Genomic DNA, 21,879 nt, shown 5'->3' with positions numbered 1-21,879 from the left:
GCGTCCCCCTTTGAAGTCAGCCCACCTTGGCGGCGATCGCCCGAGCGGATGGCCATGCGCCTCTCTCACAGCATTGACCGTCCGGTCGGTTTATGCAAGAATTTTTGCAAAGGCGAGGGCGGAGGCAGCTCGGGTCGGGAGCCGTTGCCGGCGCGGCCTTCACCGGGAGCCACAGGTCGAAATCCGACGCGGCCAAAGGGGGAGGGGACAGTAATGTCATTGAATGCAACCGAGCGGGCCCACCGAGCCGCAGCGGCGATGTGGGACGGCGATGCAGCCTCCAAATGGGCAGGCATGGAGATCGACAATGTCGAGGAAGGCCAGGCCCGTCTGACCCTGACCGTTGCGCCCCATCACTGCAATGGACATGGGATTTGCCATGGTGGCGTGATCTTCATGCTGGCCGACAGCGCCTTTGCCTTTGCCTGCAACAGCCGCAATCAGGCGACGGTGGCCCAGCACAATACCATCAGCTTTGTCGCGCCTGGCCAGTTGGGCGACCACCTGATCGCCGAGGCGCGCGAGGTCTCTCTGACAGGGCGCAGCGGGATCTACGACGTCACGGTCAGGACCGCGGCGGGGCGGAGGATTGCGGAGATGCGCGGCTGCTCCCGCACGGTCAAAGGGCATCTGTTTGAGGAGACGGATGCCGAAGGGGTCGATGTGTGACCGGCCCGATCCACACAGGCGATGGAGGACGCCAATGCTTGATTTGACACCGGACCGGGGGGATTTGGACCCGATCGAGATCGCGTCTGTCGACGAGATCCGAGGCCTGCAGTTGCAGCGATTGAAGTGGTCGCTGCGCCACGCCTATGAGAATGTGCCCCTGTACAAGGCGCGGTTTGACGCGGCCGGGGTCCACCCCGACGATGTGCAGGATCTCGCGGATCTGGCAAAACTCCCCTTCACCACCAAGGCGGACCTGCGCGATGCCTATCCGTTTGGCCTGTTCGCGGTGCCGCGTGAGCGGATCATACGCCTTCATGCCTCCTCGGGGACCACCGGCAAGCCGACCGTTGTGGGCTATACGCAGACGGATATAGACAACTGGGCGGATCTCGTCGCCCGCTCGCTGCGGGCCTCGGGGCTGCGGCGGGGGGATATGGTGCATAATGCCTATGGCTATGGGCTGTTTACCGGCGGGCTGGGGGCGCATTACGGCATTGAGCGCCTCGGGGCCACGGTGGTGCCGATGTCCGGCGGCCAGACAGAACGGCAGGTCAGCCTGATCGAGGATTTTCGCCCCCACGGGATCATGGTGACTCCGTCCTATATATTGAACATCCTCGAGCAATATGTGCGCATGGGGCTGGACCCGCGGGCGTCGTCCTTGCAGGTCGGCGTGTTTGGCGCGGAGCCCTGGACTGACGCCATGCGCCGCGAAGTCGAGGCGGCTTTTGACATGCATGCGGTGGATATCTACGGGTTGTCCGAAATCATGGGCCCCGGGGTGGCCAGCGAATGCGTCGAAACCAAGGATGGCCCGGTGGTCTGGGAAGACCATTTCCTGCCCGAGATCATCGATCCTGACACTGGCGATGTGCTGCCCGACGGCGCGTTGGGAGAGCTGGTCCTCACGACGCTGACCAAGGAAGGGTTGCCGATGGTCCGCTACCGGACCCGCGATCTGACACGGTTGCTGCCCGGCACGGCCCGGTCGATGCGGCGTATGGCCAAGATCACCGGTCGCTCTGATGACATGATCATTCTGCGGGGGGTCAATGTGTTTCCCAGTCAGATCGAGGAACAGATGCTGACGGTGGAGGCGCTTGCGCCCTACTACCAGATCGAGCTCTTTCGCGAGGGGCAGATGGACGCGATGCGCATCCATGTGGAACTCCTGCCGACACATAGCGGCGCGGAGCACCGGCGGGCCTGTACGGACATTCTGGTCACACGCGTCAAGGAGATCGTCGGGATTTCGGCCGAGGTGGCGGTCGGCGACCCCGGCAGTGTGGAGCGATCGCAGGGAAAGGCGCGCCGCGTCGTCGACAATCGAGAAAAAAGGTAGAGAGTTTGGTTCGGACAATTGCCAAAGACCACGACCACAAGCGCGCCCAGATCCTCGGTGCGGCGGCGCGCCTGTTTGCCGAAGAAGGGTACGATCGCGCCTCCATGACCCGCATCGCGCAGGCCTGTGGGATCTCGAAAGCGAATATCTATCACTACTACGACGGCAAGGAGGCGTTGCTGTTTGATGTGCTCGACAGCTACCTCAGTCGGCTCAGTGCCCGGATCTGTGGAATGGACCTGCGGGCGCTGGCCCCGCGCGAACGGCTGCAGCAGATCCTGACGGAGGTGCTTCTCGCCTATGAGGGCGCCGATCACGAACACAAGGTCCAGCTCAATGCCATGTCCGCGCTCCCCGATGGCCAGCAGGAGCAGTTGCGCGCCTATCAGCGGGATATGGTGCATTGCCTCATGGGGGTGATCCGCGACGCCGCGCCAGAGCGGATGCAAAAGGATCGTCAGACGCTGCGCTCCGTGACCATGTCCGTGTTCGGGATGCTGAACTGGCACTATATGTGGAACCCGGGGGCGGATATCCCGGCGCGCAAGGACTATGCGCGCATCGTCACGGCGCTGACGCTGGACGGGGTGGCGGGGCTGTGACGGCCGGCAGGTCGCCTCAATGGGTCTGACCAGATGCGAGGGGGTGCGACAAACAAAAACGCCGCCCGGTGAGGGGCGGCAGTTTCAGACAGGGCGGCGCGAGGGGCGCAGAAAGCCGTCAGATCTCGACCGGCGCGACCATGCCGACAATGTCGTATGTCTGGCGCAGGATCGGAGCCGTGATTTCACGCGCGCGCTGTGACCCGCGGGAAAGGATCTTGTCGATCTCATCGGGATGCTGCATCAGGCGGGCCATCTCGGTCGAGATCGGCGCCAGTTTTGCCACCGCCAGATCCACCAGCATCGGTTTGAACTCGGAGAACTGTTTGCCGCCGACATCTGCCAGAACCTGATCCACCGACTGTTCGTTCAGGGCGGCGAAGATATTGACCAGATTGCGCGCCTCGGGGCGCTCTTCCAGACCCTTGGCCTCGGAGGGCAGGGCATCAGGGTCGGTCTTGGCCTTGCGGATCTTTTTGGCAATCGCCTCTGCATCATCGGTCATATTGATGCGGCTGGCATCCGAGACATCGGATTTTGACATCTTCTTGGAGCCGTCCCGCAGCGACATCACCCGCGTTGCGGCGCCTTCGATCACCGGCTCGGTCAGCGGAAAGAAATCAACCCCGTAGTCGTGGTTGAATTTGGCCGCAATGTCGCGGGTCAGTTCCAGATGCTGCTTCTGGTCCTCGCCCACGGGGACATGGGTGGCGTGGTAGACCAGAATATCCGCCGCCATCAGAGCCGGATAGGCAAAAAGCCCAAGCGAGGCATTCTGGGCGTTCTTGCCCGCCTTGTCCTTGAATTGGGTCATCCGCTGCATCCAGCCCATGCGGGCGACACAGTTGAAGATCCATGCAAGCTGCGCATGCTCGGGGACCTGGCTCTGGTTGATCAGAATGGACTGTTCGGGATCGAGCCCTGCGGCAATGAACCCGGCACAGAGTTCGCGGGTCGATTTCACCAGATCCTTGGGATCCTGCCAGACGGTGATCGCATGCAGGTCGACCATGCAGTACACGGTCTCGACATCGCGCGCCTGCCAGTCGACGAACCGCTTCAGGGCACCGAGGTAATTGCCCAGGTGCAGGTTGCCCGAAGGCTGGATCCCGGAAAAGACTCGCGGGGTGAAGCTGGTTTCGCTCATTGTCGAAAACTCCCGTCTGGAATTATGCACCATCGTCGCTTACCCATGGCGTGCAGTATCGTCAACAGGCGCCGTCACCCCCCCACTCGCCCTCCGTCGTCCACAGACGCCCACAGATGCCCACAGTCACACGGGCAGAGCACCAAAGAGCAGGAACACTATGCAGGACCCAAACCAATCCCCCTTCAACGCGTTGCCACCGGCCGTGGTGGCGCTGGTGATCGTTATTCTCGGGATCGAGGTTGTTTTTTCGCTTGGAGCGCGCGGGTTGGTCGGCGGGCCGCAGGCCGTTGGCTGGCGATTGGCGGCGCTGCAGGAATACGGGTTTGGCTCGCAGTATTTCTGGTGGATGTGGGAAACCGGAAACTGGCCCTTTGACGTGCTGAAGCGGTTTGTCACCTATGCCTTCGTGCATGGGGCCTTCACCCAAACCCTGTTTGTCTGTGTGTTTCTGCTGGCGATGGGCAAGATGGTCGGCGAGACGATGGGCGAGGTTGCAGTGGTGCTCATCTTCCTGGGCTCGGCGATCGGGGGCGCGCTGGCCTATGCGCTGTTGGTGGGCGGGCAGGCGGCGCTCATCGGTGGCTTTCCGGCGGTCTATGGGCTGATCGGGGGCTTTACCCATCTGCTCTGGCTGTCCCTCGCAAAGGTCGGCGCCCAGCAATTCCGGGCCTTTTCCCTGATTGCATTTCTGATGGGCATACAGTTGGTCTTCGGTCTGATCTTTGGCGGAAGCCCGGATTGGGTGGCGGATCTTGCAGGCTTTGCAACCGGGTTTTGCATGTCCTTCTTTCTGGTGCCGGGGGGATGGCGCCGGATTCTGGGCAAGCTCCGGCAGGAACGCTGAGGCGGCGCCTTCGCGTCTGGTCCTTCTCACTATTGACCAGCAGCCCGGGCCTGATCGGCGCTGGGCTGCCAGTTCAGGACTGGCAGTTCAGGTCTGGCGGCGCCGCAGGGTGGATCTGAATTCCGACAGCCGAAGCGCACCGACCATCTGCCCGACCGCGAAATAGACCGCGCCGCCACTGACGACCAGACCGAGCAGTGCCGCATATCGCCAGTAGTCCATGGACAGAACAGGCGCCAGCATGGTGGCCCCGAAATAGAGTGCCGCACCCATGATGACCGAGGCCAGCACGATGCGAAGACTGCGGCGGCGGAAGCGGTCATCCATGCTTGCGGCCTCTCCCATCCGGCCGGTGCCCCGCCACAGCAGAACGACCATGGCCCAACCCGCAACCGTTGCCGCCACCGCAGGTGACACCCAGCCCAACAGCGGCTGCAACCCAAGCGCCAGCGCCGCGTTCACGGCCATGGCCACCAGCGCATAGCGAAACGGGCTGCGGGTATCCTCGCGTGCGAAATACAGGGGCTGCAGCACCTTCTGCAGCACGAAGGCCGGCAGGCCCACGCCATAGATGGCAACCGCCAGTGCGATGGCGGCCACATCCTGCGGCCCGGTCGCGCCCCGTTCGTAGAGAACCGAGACGAGGGGCAGCGGAATGACCACGAAGGCCACCGCCGAGGGCACCGTCAACAAGAGCGAGAACTCTCCCGCGCGCGACAGCGCATCCCGCGCGCCAAGGTCGTCGCCCGCGCGCAGGCGCCGGGACAGATCGGGCAGCAACACGATGCCGACGGCGATGCCCACCACCCCCAGTGGCAGCTGGTAGAGGCGATCCGCAATGAACAGCCAACTGACCGCGTTCTCAAAATTCGAGGCCGCCAACTGTCCGACCACAAGGTTCACCTGCGTCACCCCCATGGCAAGTGCCGCCGGTACGGCGATCCGGACCAGTTGGCGCATCTGCGGCGACATGCGCGGCTTTCCCGGACGCAGCCTGATCCCGGCGCGCGCTGCGGCATGCCAGACCAGCAACAGCTGCGCGATCCCTGCGACAGGAATGGTCCAGACCAGCCAGGTTACCACCTCCTGCCCCAAAACAGCGCCTGCAATCATCGCCGAGCAGGTGAAGATGTTCAGCAGAACGGGGGCCGCAGCCGCTGCAGCAAAGCGCCCGGTCGCGTTCAGGACACCGGAAAACAGGGCGGCCAATGACATACACAGGATGTAGGGAAAGACGATGCGGCCAAATCCGACGGCAAGATCGAACCGCGCGTCCCCGACAAAACCGCCCGCCGTCGCCCAGACCAGAACCGGCATGAACACCATACCAACCCCAACCAGCCCGAGAACGGCGACGGCAAGCAGGTTGAAGGCGTCCTGTGCAAACGCCTGAGCGCCGTCATCCGCTTCGAGACGTTTTGCAAACATCGGCACAAAGGCGGCATTGAACGCCCCTTCGGCAAAGAACCGGCGGAACAGATTTGGAAGCCGGAACGCGGCGACAAACGCATCCAGCAGCGGACCGGGGCCGATGTAGGCCGCAATGAGAATTTCCCGGACAAATCCGAGCACCCGGCTCGCCAATGTCCAGAAGCCGACTGTCATGAAGCCGGACAACAGCTTGATCGGTTTCATGTATCCGCCCGTTTTGCGCCTTCTGAAATGGCCTCGCGCAGCTTTTTCTCAAGCGCCTGTTGTTTGGCGACAGAGTGGTATTTCAGCCCGAACATGTCTTTGACATAGAAACTGTCGACGACCTGCTCGCCGAATGTCGCGATGACGGCATTGGCGACATAGACGTTCGATGCCGCAAGCGCCCGGGCAAGATCATAGAGCAGGCCGGGGCGGTCCCGGGTGTCGACCTCGATGATCGTGTAGATGTCCGACCCTTCGTTGTCGAACAGGATATGCGTCGGGACCTGAAAGGCGCGCTCGCGCTTTTTGATTTTGTCCCGCGATTTCAGGGCGTCCCGCGCGATCACTTCGCCGTTCAGGGTCTTTTCGATCATTTTGCGCAATCGCGGCAGGCGCGACAGCTCGTAGGGATGGCCGTCGGCATCCTGAATCCAGAACGCATCGGTGACAAAGCCGTCCTTGGTCGTGTAGCTGCGGGCATCGACGACATTGGCCCCGACCAGTGCCAGCGCGCCGGCGATCCGGGCAAAGATCCCGGGATGGTCGGGCATCACGAAACTGGCGCGGGTGGCATCACGGTCTTCGTCCGGATGCAACTGCACCAGCATCGCCGAGGGATCGTCGAGCTCATCCAGTTTCTGCAGCATGCGCGCAAAATCCACGTGAGCGGTGACATGCAGCCCCTGCCAATAGGGCGGGTAATGGCGTGAGGTTTCGCGCTTGATGGCCGCCTTGTCCCAGTCGGGCAGGGCGGCGCGCAGCCGCTTCTTGGCTTCTGCCCCCCGGTGTTCGCGGTTGAACGCCTCTAGCCCGTTTTCCAGGGCTTCGCGGGTCTGACTGTAGAGCGCCCGCAACAGCACCGCCTTCCAGTTGTTCCAGGTGTCCGGCCCAACCCCGCGAATGTCACAAACGGTCAGAAGCAGCAGCAGGTCGAGACGTTTGACGGTCTGCACCGCCTTGGCAAAATCGCGGATAGTGCGGGGGTCGGCGATATCGCGTTTTTGCGCTGTATCGGACATCAGCAGGTGGTAGCGGACCAGCCACTCCACTGTTTCGGATTCGGCTTTGTTCAGGCCCAGGCGTGGCGCCACCTTGCGGGCGATCTGCGCCCCAAGGATGGAGTGATCCTGAGGCCGCCCCTTGCCGATGTCATGCAGCAGCATCGCAATGATCAGAACCTTGCGGTTTACCCCCTGCTTGATCCGCTCGGAGGACAGCGGCAGCTCTTCTTCCAGTTCGCCGCGCTCGATTGCCGAGAAATTGGAGATCACCTGAATCGTGTGCTCGTCCACCGTGTAGGAGTGATACATGTTGAACTGCATCATGGCGACGATCGGCTCGAACTCCGGCACAAAGGCGGAGAGCACGCCCAGTTCGTTCATGCGCCGCAAGACCCGCTCGGGGTTTCCGTGCTTCAGCAACAGATCCAGAAAGATCTTTTGTGCAACCGGGTCATTGCGCATCTCATCATCGATCAGACCCAGGTTCGCCCGCACGAGGCGCATGCTGTCGGGGTGCAGCAACATGCCCGTTCTCAACGCCTCTTCGAACAGGCGCAACAGGTTCAGCTTGTCGCGGAGGTAGGTTTCCGGCTCCGCGATTTCCAGCCTGTTGTGGGTGACCTTGTAGCCGGATTTCACCCGTGGCTTGCGCCGGAAAATCCGCTCCAGCAGGGGTTCGCTTTTCAGGTGCCCGTCTTCGAGTTTCGACAACAGGATCCGGGTGACGTCGCCAACCTGTGTGGCATGGCGAAAGTAGTCCTGCATGAAGACTTCGACGGCGCGGCGGCCCGATGTATCCACATAGCCCATGCGCTCGGCCACCTGGACCTGCGTGTCAAACGTCAAATGCTCCGTCGCGCGCCCGGCGGTCAGATGCAGATGCGCCCTCACCGCCCAGAGAAAGTTCTCTGCCTTGGCGAAAAAGTCGAATTCCTCCGGGCGAAAGAGGCCCAGCGGAACCAGCTCCGCCACGTCCTGAACCTGATAGAGGTATTTTGCGATCCAGAACAGTGATTGCAGATCACGCAGGCCGCCTTTGCCCTCCTTCACGTTTGGCTCGACCATGTAGCGTTCACCCTGCTTCAGGTGGCGCGCATCCCGTTCGGCCAGTTTGGCGTCGATGAATTCCTTGGCCTCCTTGGAAAACAGATCCTTTGCCAGTCGCGCCTCGAGTTCGGCGGCAAGGGGGGCGTGGCCTGCAAGGAAACGGTTTTCCAGCATCGCGGTGCGGATGGTGAAATCCTCCCCCCCGAGGCGAATGCAATCCCGGATCGTGCGGCTGGAATGGCCCACCTTCAGGCGGAGATCCCACAGGATATACAGCATCGATTCAATGACGCTTTCCGCCCAGGCGGTGATCTTGTAGGGGGTCAGGAACAGGAGATCCACGTCGGAGAATGGCGCCATCTCGCCCCGGCCATAGCCGCCAACTGCAAACACAGAGATCCGCTCGCTGGTGGTGGGGGTGGCATTCGGATGCAGGATCTCAGACGCGGCCATCAGCGCGGTGGTGACAAGGCCGTCGGTCAGAAACGTATAGGATCGCGCCAGTTCACGGGCGGCAAAGGGCTGCAGTTCGAACGCCTCCGCGATCGCTGCGCGACCGGCTGTGTTGGCGTCGCGCAGGAGCGCGACGACTGCGGACCGGAACTCTGGTCCCTGCAGATCCTGCGAGAGCTCAATGATCCGAAACCGGACCGCTTCGGTGTCAAAAATCGCATTGGGGTCGCAGATCAGCGACCCCAGTGGTTTTGGCAGGGATTTGGACTGTGCCTCGGACGGTTCAGGAACCGGCGCCAGCGAAACTTTTGGGGGCTGGGTCAATGATGACGACTTTCTGGTCTTGGATCGTGGCGACAGCGAGGCCGCGTTCGTTGGTGCCATCGGGGCGCAGGCGGAAGATCCCCCCGGTGCCCTGGAAACCTGCAGGCTGGGTCAAGGCTGCCCCGGTCAGCGCCTCGGAGTTGCCGGAGCGCACGAGCGCACCGATGGCGGCAATCCCGTCATAGGCCAGACCGCCGATCGGGTGGGGAGCCGCCCCGTAGGTCGCCTGGTACCGGCCACGGAACGCTTCGGATTTCGCAGGGTCCGGCAGCGCGAACCAGCCATTCTGGACGCCCGGCAGTTCCAGCGTCTGTGCCGGGATATCCCAACGGGTCAGGCCGACATATTGCACATCGCTGGTTTTGATACCGGATTCAGGCAGGAGCTGGGTCAGAAGCGGCAGCGCCCCGGCGGTGGTGGCTGTCATGAACAGCACGTCGGCATCCGTCTGGCGAACAGTGTTCGTGATGGTGGGAACCGCGTTGATGACGTCTTGCTGGGACAGATCGTAGCTGATGTTGCCCGCCAGCGTCATGCCCGATTGAACGGCGGCCTGCTGGATCGCGGAGCGACCGGCCTGACCGGCGGCATTGTTGCCCGAGACCACCACCATGGTCCGTTTGCCCTGACGCGTGGCATATTGCGTCAGCCGGCTTGCGGTGGTCTCGAAGGTGGAGCCCATGACAAAGACGTTTCCGCCCGCGATGGAGGTGTTGTTTGAAAACGCAAGAACGTTCACGCCGCGCTTTGCGGCCGCAATTCCTGCCGCATTTGCCGCTTCTGCATAGACGGGTCCGAGCAGGATGCGGGCGCCTTCCTGAACCGCTTGGGTCGCGACGGCGGCGGCCGTTTGCGGATCGCCGGCCGTGGCATAGACCCGCAGATCGATCTGGACGCCATTCAGGTCGGCAATTGCCATCCGCGCCGCGTTCTCTAGGCTCTGGGCCAGGACGTCATCGCCGTGCTGAGCCGAGCCGCGTGGCACCAGCAGTGCGACGGGAACTGGCTTGGAGGTATTGATGGACGGCCCTCCGCCGCCAATCGCTCCGGGGTCACATGCGGCCACGAGGGCAGAGGCGGCGACCGCAGTCACAGTGAGGACAATCTTGCGGGCCCGATTGAAAACAGCAAACATAAAGCGCATAAACTCCCTGTTCCGGGCAGCGGCCACGATTTCCGCGGACCCGTTTTGGTTCGGATCGATCATAGACGACGAAGAAAGCGGGTCCAGCGTGAATCACAAGATCGTCAGTTTGTCGCCGGGGTTGTACTTTGTGGCGACCCCCATAGGGACTGCCCGCGACATCACATTGCGGGCGCTCGATGTATTGGCCTCGGCCGATCTGATCGCCGCCGAGGACACCCGCTCGATGCGCAGACTCCTTGAAATCCACGGGGTTCCGCTCGGTGACAGGCAGGTGATCGCCTATCACGACCATTCAGGCCCCGGCGCCCGTGCGAAGCTGTTGGAGGCCTTGTCCGCAGGCAAATCAGTGGCCTATGCCTCCGAGGCGGGGATGCCGATGATTGCCGATCCGGGCTATGATCTCAGCCGCGAGGCGGCCACGGCGGGGCATCTGGTTACGGCGGCTCCGGGCGCGTCGGCGGCGCTTTGCGCATTGACGCTTGCGGGTCTGCCCACGGATGCGTTCTTTTTTGCAGGCTTCCTGCCGAATGCGACCGGCGCGCGGCGCAAGCGGCTTGAGGAACTGGCGAATATCCCCGGCACGCTGGTGTTCTACGAATCGCCCAAACGGATCGCGGCCTCGCTCCTGGACATGGCGACGGTGCTGGGAGACCGGCAGGCGGCGCTGTGTCGGGAATTGACGAAGAAATTCGAAGAAGTGCGCCGCGCACCTCTGTCGGAGCTTGCGGCGGCTCTGGCTGAAGCCTCCGTGAAGGGCGAAATCGTTGTTTTGGTCGACCGGCAGCGGGAGGCCGCGACCAGTGAGGTCGATCTTGAGGCGGATCTGCGTGCGGCCCTCAGGGACAATTCGGTCAAGGATGCCGCCGCCATCGTCGCCGAAGCGCATGGGGCCCCGCGGCGCAAGATATACCAGCAGGCCCTGCAGATCGCGAGGGAGGTCTAGGCCGATGAGCCGTTCGCGCCAGACCCGCGGAGAAGTGTCGCATCTGTCCGGAGCGGCGGCGGAAGAGCTGGCCCTGCAGAGCTATCTGGATCGCGGCTATACCCTGGCGGAGCAACGCTGGCGCGGGCCTCATGGCGAGATTGATCTGATCCTGCGCCGGGGCACTGAGGTGATCTTTGCCGAGGTCAAATCCAGTGTGTCGCGCGATACTGCAGCCGCCCGGATCTCGGCGCGTCAGATGCAGCGGGTGATGGCCAGTGCGGCGGTGTTTCTCGATACCGAGCCGCGTGGCCAGTTGACCGAAACCCGGCTCGACGTCGTTCTGGTCTGGGGGCCGGGCCACGTCGAGATCCTCGAAAATGCGTTTGGCCACGGTTGACCCATTGAACCGCACAAGCCGCTGGGCCATGTACTGAAAAACACCAAAAGGGACACCCGCCATGAAAATCGCCTTTCAGATGGACCCGATCATGGGCGTCGACATCAATGCCGACAGCAGTTTCCGTCTCGCCGAGGAGGCGCAAAAGCGCGGCCATACATTGTTCTATTATGCGCCCGACCAACTGGCCTATCAGGAAGGGCGGGTGACGGCGCGCGGACATGACATGACGGTTCAGCGTATCGCAGGCGATCCCGCCGTCCTGGGCGAGCTGCGCGAAGTTGATCTGGCCGAATTCGATGTCGTCTGGTTGCGGCAGGACCCCCCGTTTGACATGCACTATATCACGTCCACCCATCTTCTGGACCGCCTGAAGGGGCAGGCCCTTGTGGTGAACGATCCGTTCTGGGTCAGGAACTTTCCCGAAAAACTGCTGGTGCTCGACTTCCCCCACCTGACGCCACCCACCACGATTGCCCGTGACCTTGCGACCATCAAGGCCTTCAAGGCAAAGCATGGCGATGTGATCCTGAAACCGCTCTATGGCAATGGCGGCGCCGGGGTGTTCCGTCTGGACGCCAATGATCGCAACCTGTCCTCGTTGCATGAACTGTTCACAGGCTTCAGCCGCGAGCCGCTGATCGTGCAGAAATTCCTGCCCGATGTGTCCAACGGTGACAAACGCGTGATTCTTGTCGATGGAGAGCCGGTGGGTGCGATCAATCGGGTGCCTGCAGCGGGTGAGACACGCTCCAACATGCATGTGGGCGGGCGCCCGGAAAAGATCGGCCTGACCGACCGCGATCTGGAGATCTGTGCCGCGATCGGCCCGCTTCTGAAGGAGCGCGGTCAGGTCTTTGTCGGTATCGATGTGATCGGCGACTATCTGACGGAAATCAACGTCACCTCCCCGACCGGCATTCAGGAACTGGAACGCTTTGACGGGGTCAATATCGCCGAAAAGGTCTGGCAGGCGATCGAAGCCAAGGTCTGATCCCGACGTCCCCTCCGGTTCCGTCCCGGTCCAGCTCTGTCCGGCTCAGTCCAGTTCGCTCCAGTCCGACCAGTCCGGGCAACCAGCTTGGTCAACCGGACAAGTCACCCGGAACCGGACAGCCGGTAGGAGAGGGCCTCTGCCACGTGGTCCCGTGCGATGGTCGGGTCGCCGTCAAGATCCGCAATCGTGCGGGCGACCCGCAGGACACGGTGGTAGCCCCGGGCGCTGAGGCCAAACCGCTCCGCAGCGGCGCGCATCAGGTCCCGGCTTTCACTATCCAGCCGGGCCACGTCATCCAGCACACGTCCCTCTGCATCCGCGTTGGATCTGACGCCCTCGCAGCCCGCGTAGCGCTCGGTCTGGATGGCGCGGGCGGCTGCAACGCGACCCGCAACGGTGGCAGAGCTTTCGCCGCTGCGGCTGCGTTCCAGATCGGCAAATGCAACGGGCTCCACGTCGATGCGCAGGTCGAACCGATCCATCAACGGACCGGAAACCCGCCCCATATAGTCGGCTCCGCATTGCGGCGCCTTCGCGCAGGCCCGCGCCGGATCGGTCATATATCCACACCGGCAGGGATTGGCAGCCGCAACCAGCATGAAGCGGCTGGGGTACCGCACATGGGCGTTGGCCCGCGCCACCATCACATCCCCGGTTTCCAGCGGCTGTCGCAGCGTTTCCAGCACCGCGCGGGCAAATTCGGGCAGCTCATCCAGAAACAGAACGCCATTGTGCGCGAGGCTGATTTCACCGGGATGCGCGCGCCGCCCGCCCCCGACGATCGCCGCCATGGAGGCCGTGTGATGGGGCGCGCGATAGGGCCGGGCCCGGCTGACGCCACCTGCTTCGATCATGCCGCATATGGAGTGAATCATCGAGGTTTCCAGCGCCTCTTGCGGCGACAGGGGGGGCAGAATGGAGGGCAAACGCGCCGCCAGCATGGATTTGCCCGCGCCCGGTGGACCGCTCATCAACAGGTGGTGACGGCCTGCGGCAGCGATCTCCAGCGCGCGGCGGGCGCTGTCCTGCCCTTTGATATCCGACAGATCCCTGTCGTCGGTGCCGCTGACCACCTCTCCGGGTTGGGCGACGGCAATGACAGACTGTCCGGTGAAATGACGGATCACCTCGGCCAGGGATTTGGCGCCGATGACCGTGGCAGCGGCGACCCAGGCGGCCTCTGCCCCGGACCCCTTGGGGCAAAGCAACGTCCGGTCCTGTTCGGCTGCTGCCAATGCTGCGGGCAGGGCGCCATTGATGGCGACCAATGTCCCGTCGAGCGACAACTCCCCCAGTGACAGTGTTTCACTGGCCGCCTCGGGCGGGAGAATTTCAAGCGCGACCAGCAGGGCGACGGCGATGGGAAGGTCAAAATGGCTGCCTTCTTTCGGCAGGTCAGCAGGAGAGAGATTGATGGTGATCCGACGCGACGGCAGGGCGATCGACATCACCGCCAGTGCAGAGCGCACCCGGTCGCGGGCCTCGCTGACGGCTTTATCCGGCAGACCGACGATCGAAAACGCCGGCAATCCGGGTGAGATGGCGCATTGTACTTCGACAGGGCAGGCTTCGACGCCCTGAAATGCCACTGTATGTGCCCGCGAAATCAATGCTGCTCTCCCCCCCCCCCGAGTTCACGTGGGAACTCCCGGACAGCAGCATTGGAAATCGTGGTTACTGATTGGTTAAGTTGGCCGTAAACCTGCCGCGAAATCGTCAGACGCTCCAGGGCCGGTGTTCGAGGTCCTGAGCGTAGGGGAGGGGGTCGTAGGTGACCTGTCGGGCCATATTCTGCCACTGGTGCACGGCGGGATCATTCAAAAGCGTGGCGCAATAGGCGCGTGTGGCGTCAGAGACCGGCAGATCATATCCGATGATCCGCGCCGCCACGGGCGTATAGAAAACATCCGCGAGGCTATATGCCCCGAACAGAGGCCCGCTTTTGTGACCTGAAACGGATCTGGCATGCGCGAACAGCGTCTGAATACGATCCAGGTCGCTCAGAACCGCCGGCGAGGGGGCAAACCCCTGCCAGATGTGGTTCAGCTGCATCGGGCAGTCGCCCCGCAAGGCGCTGAAACCAGAGGTCATTTCGGCACAAAGCCAGCGCGCCGTGGCACGGCAGGCGGCATCCTCGGGCCACAGCTGGGCATCGGGATGGCGTTCGGCCAGCGTCTCCGCCATAGCCAGCGTTTCCCCCACCACAGTGCCCTCCGGCAGCCTCAGGGCCGGAACGAGGCGGGCTGGCGCCAGGGGCGCAAGATCCTGCGCCATTGTGCCGGAATACAGCCCCACCAACTGCACGTCATGGGGCAAGGAGAACTTTTCAAGCATGAGCCAGCCGCGCAAAGACCAGCTGGAAAACATGCGATCACCGATGTAGAGTGTATATGTCATAGGGCGACACTAGTGCATATTCTCAATATCAGTAAAATGAATATTTATATGCGAAGCCATCACAAAATTTGATTGATCGGGCCGGGTATCCACTTTCCGTCGGTGTGATCTATGCGGGTGACCGAAAGGTTGTCGATCTTGTGGCCGAATGCGTCGGAGGGGGACAGGGCCGCTGCCCGTTGCACCTGACAGAGGATCTGACCGAAGTGACCGACAACGATCACATCCGACCCGGCATGGGCCTGCGCCAGATGATCCATGCGTGTCGAGACCCGTTTTGACAGGTCATTCCAGCTTTCTCCGCCGGGCGGGGCAATCGTGCCGGGGGTTTCCCAGAATGCGCGGATGTGGTCCGGGGTTTCGGCATCCACCTCGCGCCAGGTCCGCAACTCCCACTCCCCGAAATGAATTTCCCGGAGATCCGCAGTATGGGACAGGCGCTGGCGGGATCCCTGAATGGCATCGGCCGTCGTCACCGCGCGGATCAGGTCGGATGAGACCACGACCGCCTCAGGGGGCAACATCTGCGCCAGGCGCGACAGCTGAGCCGCGTCTGACAGGTCCGCGGGCAGATCAGACCAGCCGACCATGCTGCGCGCGTGGGTGGGGCCGTGCCGCACCATATGGAACCGGGTGATCACAGGGCGCCCTTCAGGACCAGTGGCAGGCCGGCGGCGACCAGAACGACACAATCCGCCCGTGCGGACAATGCGATATTGAACCGCCCCTGCGCTTCGCGAAACCGGCGTGCCACTGCGTTTTCAGGGACGATGCCAAGGCCGGTTTCATTGGTCACCACCACGATTTCCGCCGGGCAGGCGGCAAACGCGGCCAGAAGGGCGTCGGTCTCGGCTGCGAGATCATGATCGGCAAAGAGGTGATTGCTCAGCCACATCGTGGCACACTCCATCAACAGGACATCCCCCCCCGAGAGCTGGGATGCAACCGCCGCGACGTCCAGAGGGTCCTCGATCGTGGTCCAATCGCCTCCGCGTTGGGCAAGGTGGCGGTCCACCTTGTCTTGCATCTCTGGGTCAAGTATTTGTGAAGTCGCCCAATAAATCCTGTTTTTGCCTGTGGATACGCATGTTTGTTCGGCAAACGCCGATTTTCCGGACGCCGCACCGCCGAGAATAACTGTGACTCTGCTTGCCAAGGTGTCTAACCTCTAAGTTGTAAGTGTGCTGCCCGTTGTGCCACTAAATTTGTTCGGTTTCTAAACGGCATTACGGCGCTGTGCTGCCGACGTACTACCGAAATCTCAGTTCATTTTCGATACGCATCAAAAATATTTTTGAACCAAAGCCGCCCCTCGCGCGTTGTAAACGTAGCTTATGGAAAAGGGAGTTTAAAATGGCACTGGATGACACATCTGAAAACCCTCTTCCAAAGCGAGCCATGAAAGCCGAGCTTTTGGACGCTGAAACGGAGCTGGCGCTTGCCTACGCCTGGCGCGATCAGCGCGACGTACAGGCGCTGCACCGGTTGATCACCGCCTATATGCGTCTGGCTATATCGATGGCGTCGAAGTTCCGGCGCTACGGTGCCCCCATGAACGACCTGATACAGGAAGCGGGTCTTGGCCTGATGAAAGCTGCCGAGAAATTTGATCCTGACCGGGGGGTGCGCTTTTCAACCTATGCGGTCTGGTGGATCAAAGCGTCGATTCAGGACTATGTGATGCGCAACTGGTCGATGGTGCGCACCGGGTCAACATCGTCCCAAAAGTCTCTGTTCTTCAACCTACGCCGGGTGCAGGCGCAACTGGAGCGCGAAGCGCAGAGCGAAGGTGTCGAGCTGGATCGTCACAAACTGCAGCAAATGATTTCCGAGGAGATCGGCGTTCCCCTGCGCGACGTGGAGATGATGGATGGCCGTTTGGCAGGGGCCGATTTTTCCTTGAATGCGGTGCAATCGGCGGATGAGGACGGCCGCGAGTGGATCGACGCGCTGGAGGATGACAGCGAGCAGGCCGCCGAGCTGGTCGAGGCAGATCACGACACGCGCCAGCTGCGGGAATGGCTGATTACCGCGCTCAATGGGTTGAACGACCGCGAACGGTTTATCGTGCGGGAACGCAAACTTCGGGAACAGCCGCGTACGTTGGAAAGCCTTGGCAGCGAGCTTGGTCTCTCCAAGGAACGCGTCCGTCAGTTGGAAGCCGCTGCATTCCAGAAAATGCGAAAATCTCTTGAAGGCCAGTCGCGTGAGGTGCAGAACTTCCTCCTATGAGGATACCATTCAGGCGCCATGCCGTTTCATTCATCGCCCGCGCCGCTGTCAGCTCTGTCGGATCTGCAATATTTGGCTTGGGTGGTGCCTACGCTCAGTCAGAAACGGTAGAACAGGCGGCAGAAATCCTATCCGCCGCAGACATCGTCATTCTGGGTGAAACCCATGACAATCCTGAGCACCATCGCATTCAGGCGCGCCTGATCTCGGAACTCGATCCCACGGCGGTCGTATGGGAGATGCTGACGCCCTCCCAAGCTGCGCTTCTGACGCCTGCGGAACTGGAAAGCCCTGAAACCCTTGGCGATTTGCTGGACTGGTCCGCCTCGGGATGGCCTGAGTTTGCCCTGTACCAACCCGTGTTTGAGGCCGCACGTGCGGCGCGCCACCTCGGGGCCATGGTCCCACGCGACAAGGCGCGGGCCTCTATGCAATCCGGGATCGTTGCGTCATTCGGAACGCGGGATGCCGAGGTCTTTGGTCTCGACCAGCCTTTGGCCGAAGCGGAGCAGATGCGCCGCGAAGCCGACCAGCTTTCGGCTCATTGTGATGCGCTGCCTCAGGATCTGTTGCCTGCGATGGTCGACATTCAACGCCTGCGGGATGCCAGTCTGGCGCGCGCGGCGTTGCAGGCCTGGAATGAGGTGGGCGGGCCGGTGGTCATCGTGACCGGAAACGGGCACGCCCGTCTGGATCGTGGCGTGCCGGTGTATCTGGCACAGGCCGCGCCGCATGTCTCGGTTCGGGTGCTTGGGCAGGCCGAAGGAAGCCGCATCGACGGGACGTTTGACGTGGTCCTTTCGGCGGATCCGGTCGACCGTCCCGATCCCTGCGCCGCCTTCCGGTAGCTTCTGCGCAAAAGCATTTCCCTCTCTCCCATGGGCACGGTAGCATTGTGAAAAGACAAGGGATGAGGGCGCATCATGCTGGCAGGTAAACACATTCTCCTGATCATCGGGGGCGGAATAGCGGCCTATAAGGCGCTGGATCTGATCCGACGCCTGCAGGATCAGGGGGGGCGGGTCACTCCGGTTCTCACCAAGGCGGGCGAAGAGTTTGTGACACCTCTTTCGGTCTCGGCCCTTGCCGGCTGTGCCGTGCATCGCGACCTGTTTGATCTGACGGCAGAAGCTGACATGGGGCATATCCAACTGTCACGCAGCGCCGATCTGGTGGTGGTTGCGCCGGCGACTGCGGATCTGATGGCCAAGATGGCGCAGGGGCTGGCGAACGATCTGGCATCAACGCTTTTGCTGGCGACGGACACGCCGGTGCTTCTCGCTCCGGCGATGAACGTCCGGATGTGGGAACACCCGGCAACGCAGCGCAATTTGGCGCGGCTCATTGACGATGGCATTGAGGTGGTCGGACCAAACCAAGGCGGCATGGCCTGCGGTGAGTTCGGTCCCGGACGGCTGTCTGAACCGGAGGAAATCGTTGCCGCAGTCGCCGCCAGATTCGAGAAGGGACCTTTGGCGGGAAAGCGCATAATCGTGACCTCCGGTCCGACGCATGAGCCAATTGATCCGGTACGTTATATCGCCAACCGGTCCTCGGGCGCGCAAGGGACGGCGGTGGCCCGTGCTCTGCGGGCATTGGGTGCGGAGGTGGTCTTCATCACGGGCCCGGCAACGGTGCGCCCGCCCGAGGGCGTAGAGGTCGTACCGGTGCAAACCGCGCGCGAAATGGAGGCCGCGGTCCTGGCGGCCCTGCCGGCGGATGCGGGCGTCTTTGCCGCAGCTGTTGCGGATTGGCGCGTTGTATCGGCCGCAAGCCAAAAAATGAAGAAAACCAAAGAGGGGCTGCCGGTTCTGGAGTTTGCCGAGAACCCGGATATTCTGAAACGCGTATCGACAATGAAGACCAATCGTCCGGCGCTGGTTGTGGGGTTTGCCGCGGAAACAAATAACGTTCTGGAATATGCGAGCGAGAAACGTCTCCGGAAAGGGTGCGACTGGATCGTTGCCAATGATGTGTCCCCGGGGACGGGCATAATGGGCGGCGGCGAAAACGCGGTGACGCTTATCAGTGAGGACGGCGCGGAAACCTGGCCTCGTATGGCAAAAGAGGCGGTTGCAGAGCGACTGGCAAAGCGTATCGCATCTGCTCTGGACTGTTAATACGGGCAGGGTTGCAGGCGGAGACGCACACAGCCAAGACCTCGGAGTCTATGTGTCAGAAGCCTGGCAGGCAGGGCCCTCTCCAAATGTTCTGCGTTCGTTTTTTTACGGACGGTAGTTGGCCGGTTAACTTTTTTGGGTCTAAATTGACGAGGGGCGCGTCGCTGTAATTTTGCGACTCGGGCTTTGTATTTCGCTATGTGTCTGTATTGAAGGAAATATTGATATCGGCGCGAGTTGGAGGTTGAGTTTTAAATGATTGATACGCTTGGAAAGAATTGGAATGGACGCATTCCCGGTGTCATCTGTGTGATCTATTTTGGCTCAATGGTGCTCGAGTGAGACATCATCAGATTGAGATCCTTGTATTGGAAGACGATGCCCTGCTCGGTCAGCTTTTGTGCAACATGATCCTGATGAACCGTATTGGGACGCCTCAATTGGCCACCAGTGAAATCGATGCCTGCCAGATGTTGCAAAGCCAGCGCTTTGATTTGTGTGTCGTGGATTTGACGGTACGGGGAAAAGATTGCCACCGTGCCGTGGCTGCGGCAAATGCGAAATCCATACCGATCTTGCTGCTGACCGAAAGGGAGAATGTGGCCGAGCTGCAATCCCGGCCGGTGCGGGGGCGGATTGTGCAAAAGCCTGCGTCCGAAGAAGATATCCAACTGGCCCTCTTGGACCTGCTGCCCACTGGCTGAGGACGGTCGCAGCGGACAAAGCCCAAAGATACATGGGAGGGCGATCCGTCGCCAAAACCGTCGTGACCCGCCGTTTTCACCAAGGTCAGACAACCCCACGGTCCCGCAGTTTTCCCGGCGCACAGGCACAACTGCCCGAAATTTGCCCGGGGGTGATCCCGCATCCCGGAACAGGAAGCATCGGATCGCGACGAGTCGCAGGGACAGGAACCGTGACCACCATTTGACCGGTGGCGTTTCTGGTGTGTTCCGGGGCATAACCGCAACATGACCACTGCCAGCCCAAGAACGGGTCGGCAGAAGAAGAGCATGAGGATGGCGAGATGCAGCACGGGGGCTTTGCGGTGGAACTGAAAATTATTGATCCGCGCATCCGGGAATGGGGGCTGCCCACCTATCAGACCACCGGAGCGGCGGCGGTCGATTTATATGCCTGCATCGACGCCGAACTTGCCCTGGAGCCGCAGGCCGCCGCCGTTTTGATCCCATCCGGTCTGGCACTGCACATGCAGGATATGCAATGCGCGGCGCTGGTTTTGCCACGGTCCGGGCTGGGCCACAAAAAAGGTCTGGTGATGGGCAATGGTGTCGGTCTGATCGACGCGGATTACACGGGACAGGTCTTTATCAGCGCGTGGAACCGAAACCCGGCCGACAATGCTCCGATTGTCATTCAGCCCGGCGAAAGGATTGCTCAGCTGATGTTTGTCCCGATCTTGCGCCCGGTTTTGGAGGTCGTGGAGGATTTTTCGCAGCAGACGGATCGTGGTGCCGGAGGGTTTGGGTCCACCGGTTCTGGAGGTGCCGCGTGATTGTTGTGCTTGGCCTGGCGGCGATGATCTGGTGGGGCGGGCGTCTCATGCAGGTGACGCGCCCTGTCCGAATTTCACTGCTGACGGTGCTTTTTTCCGCAGTCGTCATCCTGCAGCTGACGCTGCCCGACGGCGCCCCCCTGCGTGAGGCGACCGGAGGGTCGGCCAGCCTGTGGTTCATTCTGGCGGGAGCCGGGGGGCTGGTCGCGGTCTACACCATGGGGCTGCAGCACCTGCGGGCGCGGGCAGAGCGGGCGGAGGGGGCGCAGGCCGCATCCGGTGCCGAGGCGCCGCCATTTAGCGAGGTCGAACTCAATCGCTATGCCCGCCATATTGTGCTGCGAGAGGTGGGGGGGCTTGGCCAGAAACGGTTGAAGGATGCAAGTGTCCTGGTGATCGGGGCAGGGGGGCTCGGGGCGCCTGCGCTGCAATATCTGGCGGCGGCGGGGGTTGGAACAGTCGGCGTGATCGATGACGATGTCGTCGAAAATGCCAACCTCCAGCGGCAGGTGATTCACCGGGATCGCGATATTGGCACCGCCAAGGTGTTTTCTGCACAGGCCGCGATGGAGGCGCAGAACCCGTTTATCACCGTACGCCCCTATAACAGGCGGTTGAGCGATGATATCGCGGCGGATCTGTTTTCCGACTTTGACCTCATTCTCGACGGATCCGATAATTTTGCCACCCGCTATCTTGCCAATCGGGTGGCGGTTGCGCAGGAAAAACCATTGATTTCTGGTGCGTTGAGCCAATGGGAAGGTCAGATTTCCGTATTTGACCCGGCGCGAGGCGGACCTTGCTATCAGTGCATATTCCCCGAAGCACCGGCGCCGGGCCTCGCACCCAGCTGCGCCGAGGCGGGAGTGATCGGCCCCTTGCCCGGCGTTTTGGGGGCGATGATGGCGATGGAGGCCGTGAAGCAGATCTCGGGTGCCGGAGAGGTGTTGCGCGCGCAGATGTTGATCTACGATGGCCTTTATGGTGAAACCCGCCGGATCACCCTAAGTGCGCGCGCCGACTGCCCCATCTGTGGACAGTCCCGGATCGTACCGGCCTCGACAGGAGAAAACTGACC

The 21,879-nt window shown here is 61.9% G+C and carries 21 protein-coding genes; 13 read left to right on the top strand and 8 right to left on the bottom strand.

Going from position 1 to position 21,879, the window contains the following annotated elements:
* Positions 1-213 precede the first annotated feature (213 nt).
* The 3 genes from paaI to FGE21_RS07330 are packed head-to-tail and all read left to right on the top strand — an operon-like array spanning position 214 to position 2,616.
* The gene (paaI, locus tag FGE21_RS07340; protein ID WP_176695380.1) at positions 214-669 is read left to right on the top strand and encodes a hydroxyphenylacetyl-CoA thioesterase PaaI; all 456 of its coding nucleotides are present in this window, start codon (positions 214-216) and stop codon (positions 667-669) included.
* A gap of 34 nt (positions 670-703) precedes the next feature.
* Positions 704-2,014 carry a phenylacetate--CoA ligase PaaK gene (paaK, locus tag FGE21_RS07335; protein WP_139662647.1) on the top strand — a complete coding sequence of 437 codons (1,311 nt, stop codon included), beginning with the start codon at positions 704-706 and terminating at the stop codon, positions 2,012-2,014.
* Positions 2,015-2,019: 5 nt separating this feature from the next.
* Positions 2,020-2,616 (top strand): TetR/AcrR family transcriptional regulator, encoded by a 597-nt coding sequence (locus FGE21_RS07330; protein ID WP_139662646.1) that lies wholly within the window; start codon positions 2,020-2,022, stop codon positions 2,614-2,616.
* 118 nt (positions 2,617-2,734) lie between these two features.
* Here FGE21_RS07330 and trpS read toward each other — a convergent pair whose 3' ends face one another.
* Complete coding sequence (gene trpS / locus FGE21_RS07325) at positions 2,735-3,763, bottom strand: tryptophan--tRNA ligase (RefSeq protein WP_139662645.1); 1,029 nt, start codon at positions 3,761-3,763, stop codon at positions 2,735-2,737.
* A 160-nt stretch (positions 3,764-3,923) separates the two neighbouring features.
* On the opposite strand from trpS, the gene FGE21_RS07320 reads away from it, so the two are divergent.
* On the top strand, positions 3,924-4,610 hold the full coding sequence (locus FGE21_RS07320; protein WP_139662644.1) for a rhomboid family intramembrane serine protease: 687 nt from the start codon (positions 3,924-3,926) through the stop codon (positions 4,608-4,610).
* An 87-nt stretch (positions 4,611-4,697) separates the two neighbouring features.
* On the opposite strand, the gene murJ is transcribed toward FGE21_RS07320, so the two are convergent.
* Genes murJ through FGE21_RS07305 form a run of 3 tightly spaced genes read right to left on the bottom strand, consistent with a single transcriptional unit; the run spans position 4,698 to position 10,214 of the window.
* Positions 4,698-6,245 carry a murein biosynthesis integral membrane protein MurJ gene (murJ, locus tag FGE21_RS07315; protein ID WP_139662643.1) on the bottom strand — a complete coding sequence of 516 codons (1,548 nt, stop codon included), beginning with the start codon at positions 6,243-6,245 and terminating at the stop codon, positions 4,698-4,700.
* A complete protein-coding gene (locus FGE21_RS07310) occupies positions 6,242-9,004 on the bottom strand; it encodes a [protein-PII] uridylyltransferase (RefSeq protein WP_139662668.1) in 2,763 nt (920 codons plus the stop codon). Before FGE21_RS07310 ends, murJ begins: the two co-directional genes overlap by 4 nt.
* A gap of 25 nt (positions 9,005-9,029) precedes the next feature.
* Complete coding sequence (locus tag FGE21_RS07305; protein WP_139662642.1) at positions 9,030-10,214, bottom strand: penicillin-binding protein activator; 1,185 nt, start codon at positions 10,212-10,214, stop codon at positions 9,030-9,032.
* A gap of 88 nt (positions 10,215-10,302) precedes the next feature.
* On the opposite strand from FGE21_RS07305, the gene rsmI reads away from it, so the two are divergent.
* The 3 genes from rsmI to gshB all read left to right on the top strand — a co-directional run bounded on the left by rsmI (position 10,303) and on the right by gshB (position 12,533).
* Positions 10,303-11,160 (top strand): 16S rRNA (cytidine(1402)-2'-O)-methyltransferase, encoded by an 858-nt coding sequence (gene rsmI, locus FGE21_RS07300; RefSeq protein ID WP_139662641.1) that lies wholly within the window; start codon positions 10,303-10,305, stop codon positions 11,158-11,160.
* A 4-nt stretch (positions 11,161-11,164) separates the two neighbouring features.
* Positions 11,165-11,539 (top strand): YraN family protein, encoded by a 375-nt coding sequence (locus FGE21_RS07295; protein ID WP_139662640.1) that lies wholly within the window; start codon positions 11,165-11,167, stop codon positions 11,537-11,539.
* Positions 11,540-11,600: 61 nt separating this feature from the next.
* Complete coding sequence (gshB, locus tag FGE21_RS07290; protein ID WP_139662639.1) at positions 11,601-12,533, top strand: glutathione synthase; 933 nt, start codon at positions 11,601-11,603, stop codon at positions 12,531-12,533.
* Between the two features lie 104 nt (positions 12,534-12,637).
* Here gshB and FGE21_RS07285 read toward each other — a convergent pair whose 3' ends face one another.
* The 4 genes from FGE21_RS07285 to cobU form a co-directional block, all read right to left on the bottom strand.
* Positions 12,638-14,146, bottom strand: coding sequence for a YifB family Mg chelatase-like AAA ATPase (locus FGE21_RS07285; protein WP_139662638.1), 1,509 nt, complete (start codon positions 14,144-14,146; stop codon positions 12,638-12,640).
* A gap of 106 nt (positions 14,147-14,252) precedes the next feature.
* Positions 14,253-14,933 carry a glutathione S-transferase gene (locus tag FGE21_RS07280; protein ID WP_139662637.1) on the bottom strand — a complete coding sequence of 227 codons (681 nt, stop codon included), beginning with the start codon at positions 14,931-14,933 and terminating at the stop codon, positions 14,253-14,255.
* 59 nt (positions 14,934-14,992) lie between these two features.
* Positions 14,993-15,574: a histidine phosphatase family protein gene (locus FGE21_RS07275; RefSeq protein WP_139662636.1), complete on the bottom strand. Its 582-nt coding sequence runs from the start codon at positions 15,572-15,574 to the stop codon at positions 14,993-14,995.
* Positions 15,571-16,089: a bifunctional adenosylcobinamide kinase/adenosylcobinamide-phosphate guanylyltransferase gene (gene cobU, locus FGE21_RS07270; RefSeq protein WP_139662635.1), complete on the bottom strand. Its 519-nt coding sequence runs from the start codon at positions 16,087-16,089 to the stop codon at positions 15,571-15,573. The genes FGE21_RS07275 and cobU overlap by 4 nt, the downstream gene beginning before the upstream one ends.
* A gap of 197 nt (positions 16,090-16,286) precedes the next feature.
* Here cobU and FGE21_RS07265 point away from each other — a divergent pair, with 197 nt between their 5' ends.
* The 6 genes from FGE21_RS07265 to FGE21_RS07240 all read left to right on the top strand — a co-directional run bounded on the left by FGE21_RS07265 (position 16,287) and on the right by FGE21_RS07240 (position 21,877).
* Positions 16,287-17,165, top strand: a complete 879-nt coding sequence (locus tag FGE21_RS07265) for an RNA polymerase factor sigma-32 (RefSeq protein WP_139662634.1) — start codon at positions 16,287-16,289, stop codon at positions 17,163-17,165.
* Positions 17,162-18,013: a ChaN family lipoprotein gene (locus FGE21_RS07260; protein ID WP_139662633.1), complete on the top strand. Its 852-nt coding sequence runs from the start codon at positions 17,162-17,164 to the stop codon at positions 18,011-18,013. Before FGE21_RS07265 ends, FGE21_RS07260 begins: the two co-directional genes overlap by 4 nt.
* 75 nt (positions 18,014-18,088) lie before the next feature.
* Positions 18,089-19,285: a bifunctional phosphopantothenoylcysteine decarboxylase/phosphopantothenate--cysteine ligase CoaBC gene (gene coaBC, locus FGE21_RS07255; RefSeq protein WP_139662632.1), complete on the top strand. Its 1,197-nt coding sequence runs from the start codon at positions 18,089-18,091 to the stop codon at positions 19,283-19,285.
* 368 nt (positions 19,286-19,653) lie between these two features.
* Positions 19,654-19,989 carry a hypothetical protein gene (locus FGE21_RS07250; RefSeq protein ID WP_255731413.1) on the top strand — a complete coding sequence of 112 codons (336 nt, stop codon included), beginning with the start codon at positions 19,654-19,656 and terminating at the stop codon, positions 19,987-19,989.
* Positions 19,990-20,312: 323 nt separating this feature from the next.
* Positions 20,313-20,801, top strand: a complete 489-nt coding sequence (dut, locus tag FGE21_RS07245) for a dUTP diphosphatase (RefSeq protein WP_139662631.1) — start codon at positions 20,313-20,315, stop codon at positions 20,799-20,801.
* Positions 20,798-21,877: a molybdopterin-synthase adenylyltransferase MoeB gene (locus FGE21_RS07240; protein ID WP_139662630.1), complete on the top strand. Its 1,080-nt coding sequence runs from the start codon at positions 20,798-20,800 to the stop codon at positions 21,875-21,877. The genes dut and FGE21_RS07240 overlap by 4 nt, the downstream gene beginning before the upstream one ends.
* Positions 21,878-21,879: the final 2 nt, after the last annotated feature.

It is taken from the genome of Phaeobacter sp. B1627 (assembly GCF_006265095.1).
Taxonomy (GTDB): Bacteria; Pseudomonadota; Alphaproteobacteria; order Rhodobacterales; family Rhodobacteraceae; genus Epibacterium.
This window is presented reverse-complemented; position numbering and strand designations above follow the sequence as displayed.